Annotated in this window: 12 protein-coding genes; 8 read left to right on the forward strand and 4 right to left on the reverse strand. The window is 45.4% G+C overall.

The genetic code is table 11. The features are described 5' to 3' along the window. Nucleotides 1-209 precede the first annotated feature (209 nt). The 5 genes from rpsL (at nucleotide 210) to fusA (ending at nucleotide 6364) form a co-directional block, all read left to right on the forward strand. Nucleotides 210-623, forward strand: a complete 414-nt coding sequence (gene rpsL, locus LRM50_RS00225) for a 30S ribosomal protein S12 (protein ID WP_129631024.1) — start codon at nucleotides 210-212, stop codon at nucleotides 621-623. Nucleotides 624-625: 2 nt separating this feature from the next. Continuing rightward, nucleotides 626-1105 carry a 30S ribosomal protein S7 gene (gene rpsG / locus LRM50_RS00230; protein WP_243809291.1) on the forward strand — a complete coding sequence of 160 codons (480 nt, stop codon included), beginning with the start codon at nucleotides 626-628 and terminating at the stop codon, nucleotides 1103-1105. A 79-nt stretch (nucleotides 1106-1184) separates the two neighbouring features. Next, nucleotides 1185-1679, forward strand: coding sequence for a YajQ family cyclic di-GMP-binding protein (locus LRM50_RS00235; protein WP_129631019.1), 495 nt, complete (start codon nucleotides 1185-1187; stop codon nucleotides 1677-1679). Between the two features lie 12 nt (nucleotides 1680-1691). Further along, nucleotides 1692-4169 carry a S1 family peptidase gene (locus LRM50_RS00240; RefSeq protein WP_243809293.1) on the forward strand — a complete coding sequence of 826 codons (2478 nt, stop codon included), beginning with the start codon at nucleotides 1692-1694 and terminating at the stop codon, nucleotides 4167-4169. A 104-nt stretch (nucleotides 4170-4273) separates the two neighbouring features. Next, complete coding sequence (fusA, locus tag LRM50_RS00245) at nucleotides 4274-6364, forward strand: elongation factor G (protein ID WP_243809295.1); 2091 nt, start codon at nucleotides 4274-4276, stop codon at nucleotides 6362-6364. A 63-nt stretch (nucleotides 6365-6427) separates the two neighbouring features. On the opposite strand, the gene LRM50_RS00250 is transcribed toward fusA, so the two are convergent. The 4 genes from LRM50_RS00250 to LRM50_RS00265 all read right to left on the reverse strand — a co-directional run bounded on the left by LRM50_RS00250 (nucleotide 6428) and on the right by LRM50_RS00265 (nucleotide 10906). Further along, nucleotides 6428-6904, reverse strand: coding sequence for an HD domain-containing protein (locus LRM50_RS00250; RefSeq protein ID WP_146555221.1), 477 nt, complete (start codon nucleotides 6902-6904; stop codon nucleotides 6428-6430). Continuing rightward, entirely contained in the window at nucleotides 6901-8292 is a 1392-nt protein-coding gene (locus LRM50_RS00255; RefSeq protein ID WP_243809297.1) for a threonine/serine exporter family protein, read from the reverse strand. Before LRM50_RS00255 ends, LRM50_RS00250 begins: the two co-directional genes overlap by 4 nt. 116 nt (nucleotides 8293-8408) lie before the next feature. Beyond that, on the reverse strand, nucleotides 8409-8825 hold the full coding sequence (locus LRM50_RS00260) for a hypothetical protein (RefSeq protein WP_243809299.1): 417 nt from the start codon (nucleotides 8823-8825) through the stop codon (nucleotides 8409-8411). 113 nt (nucleotides 8826-8938) lie between these two features. Then, entirely contained in the window at nucleotides 8939-10906 is a 1968-nt protein-coding gene (locus LRM50_RS00265) for an alpha-amylase family glycosyl hydrolase (RefSeq protein WP_243809303.1), read from the reverse strand. Between the two features lie 72 nt (nucleotides 10907-10978). Here LRM50_RS00265 and LRM50_RS00270 point away from each other — a divergent pair, with 72 nt between their 5' ends. The 3 genes from LRM50_RS00270 (at nucleotide 10979) to tuf (ending at nucleotide 15203) form a co-directional block, all read left to right on the forward strand. Next, on the forward strand, nucleotides 10979-12676 hold the full coding sequence (locus LRM50_RS00270) for a hypothetical protein (RefSeq protein WP_243809304.1): 1698 nt from the start codon (nucleotides 10979-10981) through the stop codon (nucleotides 12674-12676). A gap of 16 nt (nucleotides 12677-12692) precedes the next feature. Then, nucleotides 12693-13904: a tRNA guanosine(34) transglycosylase Tgt gene (tgt, locus tag LRM50_RS00275; RefSeq protein ID WP_243809314.1), complete on the forward strand. Its 1212-nt coding sequence runs from the start codon at nucleotides 12693-12695 to the stop codon at nucleotides 13902-13904. Between the two features lie 114 nt (nucleotides 13905-14018). Beyond that, nucleotides 14019-15203: an elongation factor Tu gene (gene tuf, locus LRM50_RS00280; protein WP_129630995.1), complete on the forward strand. Its 1185-nt coding sequence runs from the start codon at nucleotides 14019-14021 to the stop codon at nucleotides 15201-15203. The last annotated feature ends 48 nt before the right edge of the window (nucleotides 15204-15251 follow it).

The following is a 15251-nucleotide window of genomic DNA, read 5'->3' on the forward strand; positions in this document are numbered from 1 at the left end:
TGTAGACAAAATCCTTATATTCTGGGTAGATATTTGACGTCAAGTGTGTTATAATTCCTCTCAGAGTTTCCTCTTTTCGGAGTGCGCGGTGTTTTGAATGTGTACAGATCGCAATCTCGGCGGAAAAGGTATAGACACGGAGAGGAGTTGCTGAATCCAAACCGTAAGGCGAATTGCCATAATTAGTAAATCAACCAAGGAGAAATTGGATGCCAACAATCAACCAATTGGTGCGCAAACCGCGCCAAACGGCTAAGAAAAAGTCCAAGTCGCCAGCACTAGGTCGTATTCATAACGCCCTAAAAACGCGTTATTATGACCAGAATGCACCTCTTAAGCGTGGTGTTTGTGTGCGTGTGACGACTAAGACGCCAAAGAAACCAAACTCAGCTTTGCGTAAAGTTGCTCGTGTTAAATTGAACAACGGCTATGAAGTTTGGGCGTACATCGGTGGTGAAGGTCACAACTTGCAGGAGCACGCTGTGGTCTTGATCCGCGGTGGTCGTGTGCCTGACCTTCCAGGTGTGCGCTATCACATCGTACGTGGTGCGCTTGACCTTCAGGGTGTTAACAACCGTAAGAAGGGTCGCTCTAAGTACGGTACAAAGAAAGGGGATAAATAATCATGCCTCGTAAAGTTACCAAGAAATTGCAGCGTGAACTTAAGCCTGATCGCCGATACCAAAGCGTACTAGTTCAGCGCTTGATCAACAAGTCAATGCTAGACGGTAAGAAATTGGCGGCTGAGCGTGCTGTTTACGCAGCCCTAGAAACTGCTGCTAAGAAATTGGATTCTGAAGATCCATTGGCAGTGTTTGAAAAAGCATTGAAGAACGTTAGCCCAAGCTTTGAGGTTAAATCTCGCCGCGTTGGTGGTGCTAACTATCAGATTCCATTCCCAGTTCAGGGACATCGACAATTGCACTATGCGTTTAGCTGGCTAGTCCAAGCAGCTCGCGCTCGCAACGGAATGCCATATTCACAGCGATTGGCGTTGGAAATTGTTGACGCTTACAATGAAGCTGGTGCTGCCTTCAAGAAGAAGGAAGACACCCACAAGATGGCTGAAGCTAACCGCGCCTTTGCGCACTTTGCTCGCGGCTAATCATTGCCTGAAAGCAAAATCAGAAAATCGCTCTAAACGGGGCGATTTTTTGGTATAATAGAAAAAATTAGGAGGGAAGATGGCGAGTTTTTCGTTTGATATTGTGTCAGAAATTGACAAGGCTGAGATGAATAATGTTTTCATGCAGGCTGAAAAAGAAATTCAAGGGCGTTATGATTTTAAGGGGACGAGCGCGGCAATTGATTGGCTGGATGATAAAAAGGGTCTGAAAATTACCGGCGACAATGATTGGCAAGTTGACGCTGTGTTGGACATTGTGCGCAAGAAATTGGCGGGGCGCGGTCAATCAAGTAAAGTTCTGGATTTATCAAAAGAGAAAGTTGTTTCGAACCTGAAAACGACTTGGGAGATTCCGTTCAAGCAAGGCCTCGATCAGCCGACGGCGAAGCAAATTGCCGCTGATATTCGTGCTAATGCGCCGAAAGCTAAGCCGCAAATTCAGGGCGACCTCGTTCGTGTTACTTCTGCGTCGAAGGATGAACTGCAGAAAGTTATTAGTTTATTGCGAGAAAGTGATTATGACACACCTTTGCAATTTGTAAATTATCGTTAGGATTGGAGCAGTATGAATCAGAAGTCAATGAAGAAATTAAAAATTGTAGCCATCGTTCTGGGTGTGGTTTTCTTGATCTCCGTTATAGTTGGGCTGATTGTCGTTAATAATAACCGCTCTTCCGGAGTTAGTAAAACCGCAAAAAAGAAGATCCAGAAGATTTTTGCCGAAGAAGATGCTAAGAACTTGCAAAAAGTCGTTTCCAAATATGGCTATTCAATTCGATACGACAAGAGTATTTTTACTGGCGAAGGTCACGTCTTAAATAAAGACTCTAATGAGAAACAGTATAGCGCCACCACGTATGCTGATGACGAGCTGAAAGAGAGTCGTGCTTATGCGATTTTGCGATTGTATTTCAGAAAAGGTTCAGAAAAGCCGAAGGAGGAAGAAGAGAAGTTTTCATTTAGGAAGATTATGCCGGACTTCTCAATCGTAACTTCGCGCAAAAAAGCTTATTTTGATCGCTCAACGATGCCCGAGGAATACAAGGACACGAAGAAATATTCAGATTTGGACTTAATGCTTCAGGGCGATATCAACAAGCAGAAAAAGGATAATCCGAACTTAAAATATCACACCAGCGATGCGACGATTTCTGGACGTAAGTTTAAGAAGATGATCGTTGATTACGGAAGCACTATTGACGGCAAGTGGCAGAAAACTGGCGAAAAAATAACTTATTTGACAATTCAGAACGGCAGACCGTACTGGATGACGATTTTTGCATTGAGCAAGAATTCGTACACGCAGCCATATATTGACCAGCTGGAGGCGCTGGTTGCTAAGGTAACTTTCCAGAATCCAGACAGTAGCTACTTGGTTAGGGCTGATGGCAATAGTGAGGCGCAAGTGGCTTCCGCTACGATAGCTAAGACCGAAACTAAGGCGGAAAATTTCTCAGAAGATAAAGACACTACAAATACTTTGGATGAACTAGACGAAGATTCCGTTATTAAAGTGGTGGCAAGGAATCAAATTGCTACTGTCCGCGTGGGAACATATCGTTGTGCTGATATGATTTATACGGCACAGAATGGTGCGAGTATGCAGCTGAATGGCTTATGTACGGGCGGAATTGGTAGTGGATCGATTGTTTCTGATGATGGCTACATTGCTACAAATGGACATGTGACTGAAGTTTCGAACCAAAGTATGATCATGGGTATCAATACTCAAGAGAACATGAATAAATATATAAAGTTTGTGGTAGATGCGGGCTACGTGACTCGAGAGACGCTTCGTGATTTGGCAAATAAGGCTGATGGCGGCGATCAGAGTGCGCAAGCGGCAATTCTCGGTCTTATCAACCAAGTTCCTGCCGATAATATACGTTCGCAAAACGATCGATATGACTATGTCATTCAGACCTCAAGCGAACCTATTGCGCGCGAAGATGACGGTTCGGGCAATCTTAAGTGGAAAAAGACGAAGACTAACATTTCAGCCAAGAAAATTGACGCGGAAGTTGATTTGAAGGGTCATGGCATGGATCTGAATAGCGACAAAAGTGACGTGGCGATTCTGAAGGTCGAAGGGCGATTTCCAGCGGTGGAATTGGGTGATAGCTCTAAGGTTTCTAGAGGCGATCGGGTGACAGCGATTGGTTATCCAGCGATTGTCGACGACGGCGTAAATACGAAGAAGAGTAAGACTGTGCCAACCGTTACTCAGGGAGATGTTTCTGGTTCGGGCAGTGACGCGGGTGGTCATAAGCTGTTTTCAATGAGTGCGCAAATTGCGGCGGGTAACAGTGGTGGTCCAGCGTTCGATGAGGATGGCAAGCAGATTGGACTGAACACTTACGGCGGTTCATCCTGTGCGGATAGGAGCGAGCACAACAATTCTTGCTTTGGAGAGGGAATATTCCGTGATATCGCTGATCTGAAAACTATGGCGAAGAAAAATAATGTTGCGTTATCGGCGAACGGCGAATTGACTAAGCTCTGGAAAGATGGCTTGGAGAGTTTTTCTCAAGGTAAATATTCTCAGGCAAAAGCTAAATTTGAGCAATTGGATAAAAAATACCCCGACAATTATTTGGTGGCGAAGATGATCGAAGTTTCATCCAATACTCCAGACGACTCTACGGAAAACGAGGTATCTAGCGCAGAAGCTGGAGCGAGCGAATCAGAAAATAACACCACGGTTATAATCGTGGTTGTGGTGATTCTCTCAACGGGGGCATTATTCTTGACAGTGTCAATTATCGCAATTGCAGTTTCTGTCAGTAATCGACGTAAGATGAATGCTTATCCATATCCTGTCGCTGGACAATTCCCGCAGCAGCCTCAATATCCACAGCAGCCATATCAACAACCAATTCCGCCGCAACAACAATATCCGCAACAAAATTACTATCCGCAGCAGCCTGGTCAATATCCACCAGCGTACGCGCAGCCGCCTATGCAACAGCCTCCAGCTAACTATCCGCCTGCAGTGCCAGATCAGAGCGACAACGAGTCTAAAAATCCTCCGGCTCAGAGCTAGTCAAAAACATAGATAACTGATATAATAAAACGCAAGAGTAGTTTTTTGGTGCCAAAAAATTGACCAAAAATCTCGGCAAATTAACGTAATATAAAGGAAAATTTATGGCAGAGACGCATGTTCCGCTAAAGAATTTTAGAAATATTGGTATTATTGCCCATATTGACGCCGGTAAAACGACGACAACTGAGGGTATTTTGTACCGCACTGGCTTGACACATAAGATTGGTGTGGTTCGTGGTGAAGGTGACGGTGCTACTACCGACTGGATGGCACAGGAGAAAGAACGTGGTATTACTATTACGTCAGCTGCTGTGACTTGTTTCTGGAAAGATCACAAGATTAACATTATCGACACCCCAGGGCATATTGACTTTACCGCTGAGGTTGAGCGTAGTTTGCGCGTGCTTGACGGTGCGGTTACAGTCTTTGACGGTAAGATGGGCGTTGAGGCTCAGTCTGAAACTGTTTGGCGCCAGGCTAATAAGTACGGCGTACCACGTATTTGTTTCGTTAACAAGATCAACCAGACTGGTGGTGACTTCTATAAGTCTCTAGAGTCAATTCACAACCGCTTGAGTAAGCAGGCTTTCCCAGTTCACTTGCCAATTGGTTTTGAAAAGACTATCCACGGTGTTGTCGACTTGATTGACATGAAGGCTTACACCTACGACGACTACACAGACCACGAGTTGAAGGTTGGTGATATTCCAGCTGATATGCTTGAAAAAGCTAAGAACGCACGTTCTCTGTTGGTTGAAAACGCTGTTGAAGCTGACGACGAACTTACTATGAAGTTCTTGGAGCAGGGCGAGGACGCTATTACCGTTGATGAGCTAAAAATGGCTCTACGCAAGCGCGTTTTGGCTGGTGACTTTTACCTAGTTACTGGTGGTGACGGTCGCGGCGTGATCGTTGAGAAGTTGCTTGACTTGATGGTTGACTTCTTGCCAAGCCCTCTAGACGTTGATGAAATTTGGGGTAAAAATCCAAAGACTGGCGACGAAGTTAGCCGCAAGCCATCAGATAAAGAGCCTTTGTCTGCTTTGGCGTTTAAGATTGCTGCCGACCCATTTGTTGGTAAATTGATCTTCGTTCGTGTCTATTCTGGTGTTCTGAACTCAGGAAGCTACGTACTTAACACGACAACTGGTGAAAAAGAGCGAATTGGACGAATTGTTCGTATGTTTGCTGACAAGCGTGAAGAAATTAGCAAGGTTGAAGCTGGTGACATCGCCGCTGTGGTTGGTCTGAAATCTACTGCAACTGGTAACACGTTGTCTGACGTAGCTCATCCAATTGCTCTTGAGTCAATTGAATTCCCAGAGCCACCTGTATCAATCGCGGTTGAGCCAAAATCAAAGGCTGACCAGGAAAAAATGGCGTTGGCGTTGCAGCGCTTGGCTGAAGAAGACCCAACTTTCCGAATTCACACAGACGAAGAAACAGGTCAGACAATTATGTCAGGAATGGGCGAATTGCACCTGGATATTCTTATTGATCGTATGAAGCGTGAATTTAAGGTTGAAGCCAACATTGGTGAGCCTCAGGTTGCCTTCCGCGAAAGCATCAAGGGTCGTTCTGAAGTTCAAGGTAAGCATGCCAAGCAGTCTGGTGGTCGCGGTCAATATGGTGACGTTTGGGTTCGATTTGAGCCGAATGAGACTGGTAAGGGCTTTGAATTCGTTGATGAAATTAAGGGTGGTGTGGTTCCTCAGGAATATCGCCCAGCCGTAATGAAGGGTATTCGCGAAACATTGGAAGGCGGTGTTATTGCTGGCTATCCAGTTGTTGACGTTAAGGCTACACTTTACGATGGTTCATACCACGATGTCGACTCCTCAGAATTGGCGTTCTCATTGGCAGGTTCGATAGCTGCTCGTGAAGGTATTAAGCAAGCTAACCCAATCTTGCTTGAGCCAGTTATGAAGGTTGAAGTTACTACACCAGAAGACTTCATGGGTGACATCATCGGCGACCTTAACTCACGTCGCGGACGTATCGACGCTATGGAAGACTTGATGGGTGGCGCTAAGTTGATTAAGGCGTTTGTGCCATTAGCAAATATGTTCGGCTACACATCGGACATTCGCTCAATGTCTCAGGGTCGCGCCGCTTCAACGATGGAATTGGCTCAATACGAGGAAGTTCCACCAAACGTCGCGCAAGAGATTATCGAAAAGCGTAATAAATAATCTCTACTTCATAAAAAATCCTCGGAGCGAATCCGGGGATTTTTGTTTGGATAACTTTCGGGTCTATAAGTTTGGAATTGTTAGGTTTCGTTTGGCGAGTTCTTCTTTGATTCGTTTGGCTAATTTCCGCGCTTTTGTCGCCTGAATGCTATCTGTGCCATATCTGTTTTCAATATCTTCCAGTCGTTGGTTTGTAGTTATCGGCTTGCCATCTGGACTTGTCGTCATATCTGCTATATTCAAGATTAGTAGCTCATCCGTCCAGTTTTCTATGTCTGGGTTTCCGTGATCAAATACAGCCTCAGCCCAATCAAAGCCGGATAATTCCAATATCCTGCCGCCTTCATGTTCATGATCTGTCTGATTTTCAACAAAAGCGTAGGCAAAGTCGTGCACCAGTCCCATTAAAAATAAGCCGCGCGCCGTGTCTTCTTCCATATTGAAGACTTCGCGAGCCAGATTGTAAGATTTGTACGCCACTCCGCGCATATGAAATAATCGCGAGTCTGACAATCCAATGAATTTTGGGCTATTTTTCATGATATCTGTGTGTTGCGACGGAATAAATTAATGAATTGTCGGCGAATTGGGCGGCCTACGATGTTGCCGAATGACGCACCAATCGCCACTGCTACGCCGATGAGGATTGCTCGCGCTAAGATAGCCAGGGCTGGCAAGAAGTTGACACTGTTCGGTGGATATAAGACTACGCCCATCAATCCATTGTAAAGCGACAAGCCTGGGACTAGCGGCACAATTCCCGCTGCGATGATCGCCAGGGAAGGGAATTTCCATAATCTGGAAGTCATAACTGCGACCAGCCCAATTGCCGCCGCTGCGATGCCACTCGCTGTTACGATATCAAAGCCAAAACTCATGGCTAATCTTGAAATCCACCAGCCGAAAATTGCGATTAATCCAGAGATAACCATTCCTAAAAATCGAGAATGATTTCTCAGAACGAACGCCGCCGCGATAATTCCAGCGCCCAAATATTGCGTGTGTCCGTCCGCCAATGTCAATCGATCTGGTGTTGCTGGGAATGTTATGCCAAATTTTGTCGCAATGTATAATCCGACCATCACGCCGGCAATTACGCCGCCCGTCGCCATTACGACTTTTAGTAATCTGGCGTTGGCAGTCATGTAATATTCATCGATTGCGTCCTGAAATGCGCCAACAAACATCAGTCCCGCGACTAATAAGACAATTCCACTGATAACCAATAATGTTGCGTTAACGCTCAATCCCAGATAATTACTACACCAAGCTGCGCCCGCCGCCACCAATGTTACGAAAATCGCCACGAGGGCTTGCGAATAAAACAACGGCGCGCCAATACGCCCCAGCCACCTTAGCAGTCCAGTCGCTAGGAATCCGAGCAGAAACGCTATCGATGCCATGAGCAAACTGCCACCGTACAGAATAACGGAACCCGCGCTCACTAATCCGCCCGCCGCGTAAACGACTAGCCGGGAATGTTCGGTGGGTTTTTTGAGTATTTGTTGCAATCGTTCCTCGGCTTCTTCCAGGGAAAGCTGTTTGCGACGAATGTCGAGGGCTAATAATTGCAATGCTTGGATTAATTGATAATTAGGGTCGTCAGGAACGATAACTCGCGCCATCGTCAAAGGTTCGTGGCTAACTCCGCGGTCTTGAGAAATTGTCACCAAAGTGTAACTCACGTCCACGTGAACGGGTCTGCGGCAATACGTCCGCGTAATTCCTTGCGCCATACGAACCACATCGCGCGCCACCACGCCCATGCTCAGAAGTTGCTCGGCAATCGTCATAGCCAGGCGCAAAGCTCGCATATTCGGCGTCAAACTTTCATCAATTTTCTCCAGATGATGCTCTGGCTCAAAGCTGTAAAGGTTAGCGACTCGGGCTAATGATTGCTCAATGAATTTTGGTACTTTTTTCTTCACAATATCTAGTGTAACAAATTTTATGCCAATAGAAATAGCCCGCCAAGAGAGCTCAAGCCTAGGCCTAAGCCTCAGGCGAACTACTTCATTTCTTGACGGGCGTTAGCCCAGCTTTTTCACCAAGGAAGAAGGTCTCCAACGCACTGGAGGATGTTCTTTCGGGGTTTGGGCTCTTCGCCCAAAGACCCCAAGTAGTCGTCGAAGTCGGGCGTCTTGCCCAACTTCATTTCCTTTTTCAGTGCGCGCCTGAAGACATAATTTGTCTTCAGGTCCCTGAATTCGGTGAAAAAGGCCCAAGTCACCTTGGCCGCATACACACAAAACGTGGCGGATAATAGCGACAGAATCCAGAAGGGGATTCGAACTTCGCTCTGACTCATCACGATGAAGTGATAGTCAAATTGCCCGACCGCGATCGCGATGAAGCTCACGGATACCGCAAGGTATCCGATCGGAACGAAGAGCAACGCGTAGGCGATGATGCGAGCCGCAATTCCGCACGACTTGACTTCAAACAGTCTGTTGGTTTCCATTTCGGTGACCAACCTTTCGTTGTTGCTGGTACTACTTCTGCTAAAATGGAGTTTAACAGAAGCTTACATCATTTATACCACACTTGTGCAAAAAAGTCAACATTGGGAGGAGTTTAGTCAACTTTCTGTAAAATAATGCCCGTTCTGGCTGGCAAGTAAACTTTAAGATTGTGGCTATTATCAGCTGGGGAAGTAAAAAATCGGGAATTATGGTCTATTCGCTCCTGTCCGCCGAAGTTCTTGTCGTCGCTACTTAACGTCAACTTATAAGAGCCAGCTTCTGCGGGTACTGCGTAATCTGAGTGGGATTTGTCGGGCGAAAAATTGATAACAAATAAAAAGTCGCCGTGCATAAAACTTGCCGTGTGATCAGATTGGCGAACCGTCAAATGGTGAACATTAGGATTATCAATTTGCCTAATAATCTTCATCAGCGCTGCGTCAAAATCTCCCAGCCATTGATATTTTAAGAAGCCGTTGTCGCGCAAATTCCATTGCCGACGAGCATGCTTAAATGACCAATTATTGCCTTCACGCGGAAAATCAATCCATTCCGGATGCCCGAATTCATTGCCCATAAAATTCAAATAACCGCCGCCGTGCAGCCCAGCGGTCATCAGACGAATTAGTTTATGCAGGGCTATTCCGCGTTCAGTCTTAAGGTCTGGATCAATTTTATCCATATGCCAATACATATTTTTATCAATCAATCGGAAAATCAGCGTTTTATCACCGACAAGCGCTTGATCGTGACTTTCGGCGTAATTGATGACTTTTTCCTCTGGGCGATGCGAGCTCAAAGTGTAAGCTAATTGCCCCAAATCCCAATCTTCATCATTTTTCTCTTTCAGAGTTTTTATCCATAAATCTGGCGCGCCCATCTGTAATCGATAATCAAATCCCAGCCCGCCGTCCTTTATCGATGCGCCAAGTCCAGGAAAACCGCTCATTTCCTCTGCAATTGTCGTGGCGTCGGGGCGAATGGCGTGAATTACTTCATTTGCCAGCCGTAAATAAGCAAGTGCGTCTTTGTCGACATTATCGCGGAAATAATCGTCATAGCTAGTGAAACTTTTTCCGAGTCCGTGGTCGTGGTAAATCATACTAGTTACGCCATCAAACCTAAATCCGTCAATGTGATATTCGTCCAGCCACCAGCGACAATTACTTGCCAAAAAATGCAAAACTTCTGGCTTGCCGTAATCGAATAATCGCGAATCCCATTCTGGATGATTTGTTGGCTTGAAATATTGTGTCGGATCGCCAGCGAAATTGCCCAGACCTTCGACTTCGTTTTTGGCGGCGTGAGCGTGAACAAGGTCAATGATGACGCGCAGTCCTATTCCATGCGCCACGTCGACCAATTTCTTAAAATCGTCGGGCGTGCCAAATCTTGACGAAACCGCGAAAAAGTTGCTGACGTGATAACCGAAACTGCCGTAATATGGATGCTCGGCGATTGCCATAAGCTGAATGGTGTTATAGCCAGATTCTTTAATTCGCGGCAAAACCTCTGTGGTAAATTCACTGAAACTGGCAACTTTTTCTTCCTGGCTACTCATACCAATATGCGCTTCGTAAATTAGGGGAACTTTTGGCTTGGGCGGAGTGTTGTTTTGCCAATTGTAAGGAGTTTTTGGCGACCACACAACTGCGGAAAAATCGACAGAATTTTCGTCCTGAACGACGTAATTTGCATATGAAGGCAGTCGCCAGCCGTCGCCGCCAGACCAATAGATGCGCAATTTATATTTTTGTCCGTGACGAAGCGATTTTTCAGGAATATTTATGCTCCATTCGCCATTTTTATCGCGATTTAAGGCGAATTCTTCGCTCTCTTTCCAATCTGAAAAATCGCCAACCAAGAATATCCGAGTGGCGTTCGGCGCCCATTCTCTAAACGTCCAGTCCGTATCCGTTTTATGAAGTCCGAAATGCAAAAAACCCATCGCGAATTCGGCTGGAGTCTTGCCGCTTAAAACCTTTTTCAGTTTCGAGGAAATATACTTCTCACGCGCCTGAATTGTGGATTTGTGCGGGGCTAGCCACTGGTCCAAATCAACGAGGGTTTTATTGCTCATGTTTCTAGTATACAGCATACGGAAGGGGCTATGCTTGTAAATATCGATTAAAGTTGTATAATATATAGCAATATGGAGCGTTCAAAGCCTAATACGGAGTCTAATTCTCCTGAACTGTTCTCCGATGAGGACTGGAGGCGAATTGCTGGCGCGAATTTATTGCTTGGTGAAGAAAACGACGAGATTGCAATCGCCGAGATAGAACAAGCTGCGCACGCTGGCGATATTGAGGGCGAGAGGGTTAGAGTTGTTGGATATAGTCAATCCGAAGAGGATGATTCGTATCGTCTGCAGTCAGTTGAGGGCGTGGCGGATTTGATATCTCCTATGGAAATTGACTCTGAGATTCCAGCGCCGTTTGCGATTTACACCAAAGAAATGGCTGCTTTGTGTGTGCGAACTTCGCAGAATGACTATTATTTCCCGCTTGACAAGCAGGCGATTGTGTCAATAGAGTTATTGCCAGATGATAGCAGTATTCCTCGATGTGTGCGTAAATTGCGCCACTATGCTGACAAAATTGAAGAAGCTGCTGGTATTGGCGACATTCAAGATGTGGAGTCGAGGCAGCTTTTGATAGATGAGATAAATGACGTTTTGAATGAGATTCCGTATGATGACGGAATTCAAGTGAAATGCCAGGCTTATAAGGTTAAAATTGACGGCAGAGAAAATAATGTAGAAGACGCTAATTCTGCGGTTTTATCTGGATGGCTACCGAGTTTTACGTGGCGTGATGATCGTCCTGTATTGGAAATGTTTGATATTAAAAATCGATTTACGACTTTTTGTGTAGATATGAAAGATGTGCTTGATATGGCGCCAATTGATAAAGAGGAGATTGGAGCCTCTATTGATTTATTTGAAACGGTTTTTAATGATGATTTTCAGGAGACTGCTTGGCAGCTGGCGACGGATCTTTCTTATGTTGACAAGTCGGAGTTTGACGAAGTGTCAAGAGAATATACCCAAACATTAAATGACCAGTTGTCTGAGTTTTCTGCGACAAGACTTTATGACATTAGCACCGTTGGTTTTACCGGTTTTGCGTTGGCTCCTGACGCTACGAAAAATAATGAATTACAGTATGAATTTATGGATATTTCTGGGGCGTGTATTGATGGGGTGTGTTTTGTTGGCTATCATGATAAATTTTACGCGGCGCTTGAAGTGACGATAGATGATGAATCTGGAGGCTTTCCGAAGAAGATTTACGTGATGCCCGACAGAGATAAGATTATTCGCTTGGAAGGATTTGATAGTGAAGCTGAAGAGCTTAAAATGGCGGTAAATGAACTTCATAAAATTGCAAATTTTGCAAGTGAAGTAGTTAATGATAAGTGTTTCTATAAATTGCCTCTTAATGAGCAGCTTGATGTATTGAGTCAGTATGAATGCGCCGCTCGTAATGTAATCCAGGATATTAGCAGAGTGCGGGAGTTTAAGGGCGAATGTGTAGTTTCGGCGTGCCGGTGTTTACCTGGCGATTTGCTGAATGCGGTTTCGTGGAATGATGTTCCGCTAGAAGAAGTGAATAGCCGTGAATATGTTGAAGAATTTGCGCTGCGGGCGGATAATTTGGCGATCTGGAATCCAGAAATTAACGATAGGCCGGATATTGACGGTCGAATATTAAGCCTGTCGGAATTGCCGCTTAGTCGTGGCGAGCCTGTGCTAATAGTTAATAACACGGAAGAGAATAAATATTACTTGGTACGATGTAGTGATGTGATTAGCTTGTCGCGAAACGATCCGTCGACTATTTCGTGATATAATCAAACAGATTATGCAGGAAAAACCTTTTTCTTTTGAAATAACTTCACGATTTAACGACACGTTGGCGCGAACGGGAATTATTCACACGCCACACGGTGATATTAAAACGCCGGCGTTTATTGTTGTTGGAACTAAGGCTAATGTTAAAGCGATGATTCCTGAGATGGTGAAGGATGTTGGCGCGCAGGCGGTGTTGGCGAACGCTTATCATTTATATCTGCAGCCGGGGCATGAGTTGATTGAAAAGGCTGGATATCTTGGTAAATTTATGCACTGGGATGGTCCGACGTTTACGGATAGCGGCGGTTTTCAGGTGCTAAGTTTAGGTTCTGGTTTTAAGAAAGTTTTAGCTATGAGTACTGATGTTGACGAAGAAATTGCAATTGCTAAAAAGTCGTCAAGGCATGCTTGGGTGAACGAAAACGGCGTAATGTTTAAGTCGCATCTGGACGGCTCTTATCATAAATTCACGCCAGAATTGTCCATGCAAATTCAGGCTGGAATTGGCGCTGACATTACTTTTGCGTTTGATGAATTGACGTCTTTGATTGATCCGTATGAATATCAAGTTGAGGCGCTGGCCAGGACGCATGCCTGGGCGGAGCGAAGTTTGGCGGAAGTCAAGCGCCTAAGGACGGCTCGTCCAGATAAGCCATATCAAGCTTTATTCGGCGTTTTGCAAGGCGCGAATTACGAGGATTTGCGAAAGCAAACTGCCGAGTTTTTGGGCGCGATGGATTTTGATGGCTATGGAATCGGTGGCGCGCTGGAAAAGGAAACTATGGCGCAAACTATTCAGTGGGTCAATCAAATTCTGCCTGAAAATAAACCACGTCATTTACTGGGAATTTCCGAGCCTGATGATATTTTTGCGGCGATTGAGCAGGGAATTGACACTTTTGACTGTGTGAGTCCGACGCGAGTGGCTAGGAATGGCGCCGCGTATACGCCGTTTGGTCGGGTCAATGTGCGCGGTCGAAAATACCGTGAGATGTTTGCACCGATTATGGATAATTGCGATTGCTATACTTGCAAGAATTACACGGCGGCTTATCTCTGTCATCTTTTGCACGCTCGCGAGTCGTTAGCGGGGACATTGCTGTCAATCCACAATGAGCGATTTATCGTTAAGTTGGTTGATGATATTCGTGTCAGCTTGGAGGATGGGACTTTTTACGAGTTCCGCGATTCGTTCCTGGCGAAGTATTATAGTAAGAAATAGGCTATTTACAACTGATTGGAAAATCGTTATAATTAAACTCATACGCCGTGAGGTCTTTTTTATGGACTGTACCCGCGTGAAAAATAATAATTAAATTAAGGAGAACTTCTACAAATGGCAGATGCATTTGACCGAAGCAAACCGCACGTTAACGTTGGTACAATGGGCCACGTTGACCACGGTAAGACTACGCTGACTGCTGCGATTACTGCAGTGTTGGCAAAGCGCCTACCAAGCGCAGTTAATAAACCTGTTGCGTACGACCAGATCGACAACGCACCAGAAGAGAAGCAACGTGGTATTACTATCGCGTCTTCACACCAAGAGTATGAATCAAAGAATCGTCACTATGCACACGTTGACATGCCAGGACACGCTGACTACGTCAAGAACATGATCACCGGTGCTGCTCAGGTTGACGGTGCGGTATTGGTTATCGCTGCAACTGACGGCCCAATGCCTCAGACTCGTGAGCACGTTTTGCTTGCAAAGCAGGTTGGTGTGCCAAAGATCGTTGTCTTCTTGAACAAGATGGACATGGCTGACGAAGAAATGGTTGAGCTGATCGAAGAAGAAGTTCGCGAACTTCTTGAAAAGAACGGCTTCGACAAAGACGCTCCAATCATCAAGGGTTCTGCTCTTAAGGCTCTTGAAGGTGACGAGAAATACGAAGACGCTATTATGGAATTGGTTGACGCAATGGACAGCTACATTCCAGAGCCAGCACGCGACATGGACAAACCGTTCATTATGCCAATTGAGGACGTCTTCTCAATTAAGGGTCGTGGTACAGTAGCAACTGGTCGTATCGAGCAGGGTGTTGTTAAATTGAACGACGAAGTTGAAATCGTTGGTTTGAAGCCAACTCAGAAGTCAGTTGTAACTGGTATTGAGGCCTTCAAGAAATCTCTTGACCAAGGTCAAGCAGGTGACAACGCAGGTGTCTTGCTACGTGGTATTGAGCGCAGCGACATTGAGCGCGGTCAAGTTTTGGCAAAGCCAGGCACAATTACTCCACATACTGAGTTTGAAGCTGAAGTTTACATATTGAAGAAGGAAGAAGGCGGTCGCCACACTCCATTCTCAAAGGGCTACAAGCCACAATTCTACTTCCGCACAACTGACGTTACTGGTGAAGTTGAATTGCCAGCTGACAAAGAAATGGTTATGCCAGGCGACACTGTAACCTTCAAGGTTAAGTTGCTTGCGCCAATCGCTATGGAGCAAGGTTTGAACTTTGCTATCCGCGAAGGTGGCCGTACAGTTGGTGCTGGTGTTGTTACAAAGATTAACAAATAATCTTGATAACACAAGCCTAATTAAATCCCCCGAACTTTCGGGGGATTT

It is taken from the genome of Candidatus Nanosynbacter sp. TM7-053 (genome assembly GCF_022828375.1).
In the GTDB taxonomy this organism is placed as follows: domain Bacteria; phylum Patescibacteriota; class Saccharimonadia; order Saccharimonadales; family Saccharimonadaceae; genus Nanosynbacter.

What these genes read in the sequence shown, in the direction of transcription:
- tgt (WP_243809314.1), top strand. Translation starts at nt 12,693, where the DNA reads ATGCAGGAAAAACCTTTTTCTTTTGAAATAACTTCACGATTTAACGAC.
- LRM50_RS00235 (WP_129631019.1), top strand. Translation starts at nt 1,185, where the DNA reads ATGGCGAGTTTTTCGTTTGATATTGTGTCAGAAATTGACAAGGCTGAG.
- LRM50_RS00260 (WP_243809299.1), bottom strand. Translation starts at nt 8,825, where the DNA reads ATGGAAACCAACAGACTGTTTGAAGTCAAGTCGTGCGGAATTGCGGCT.
- tuf (WP_129630995.1), top strand. Translation starts at nt 14,019, where the DNA reads ATGGCAGATGCATTTGACCGAAGCAAACCGCACGTTAACGTTGGTACA.
- LRM50_RS00250 (WP_146555221.1), bottom strand. Translation starts at nt 6,904, where the DNA reads ATGAAAAATAGCCCAAAATTCATTGGATTGTCAGACTCGCGATTATTT.
- rpsL (WP_129631024.1), top strand. Translation starts at nt 210, where the DNA reads ATGCCAACAATCAACCAATTGGTGCGCAAACCGCGCCAAACGGCTAAG.
- rpsG (WP_243809291.1), top strand. Translation starts at nt 626, where the DNA reads ATGCCTCGTAAAGTTACCAAGAAATTGCAGCGTGAACTTAAGCCTGAT.
- fusA (WP_243809295.1), top strand. Translation starts at nt 4,274, where the DNA reads ATGGCAGAGACGCATGTTCCGCTAAAGAATTTTAGAAATATTGGTATT.
- LRM50_RS00265 (WP_243809303.1), bottom strand. Translation starts at nt 10,906, where the DNA reads ATGAGCAATAAAACCCTCGTTGATTTGGACCAGTGGCTAGCCCCGCAC.
- LRM50_RS00270 (WP_243809304.1), top strand. Translation starts at nt 10,979, where the DNA reads ATGGAGCGTTCAAAGCCTAATACGGAGTCTAATTCTCCTGAACTGTTC.
- LRM50_RS00240 (WP_243809293.1), top strand. Translation starts at nt 1,692, where the DNA reads ATGAATCAGAAGTCAATGAAGAAATTAAAAATTGTAGCCATCGTTCTG.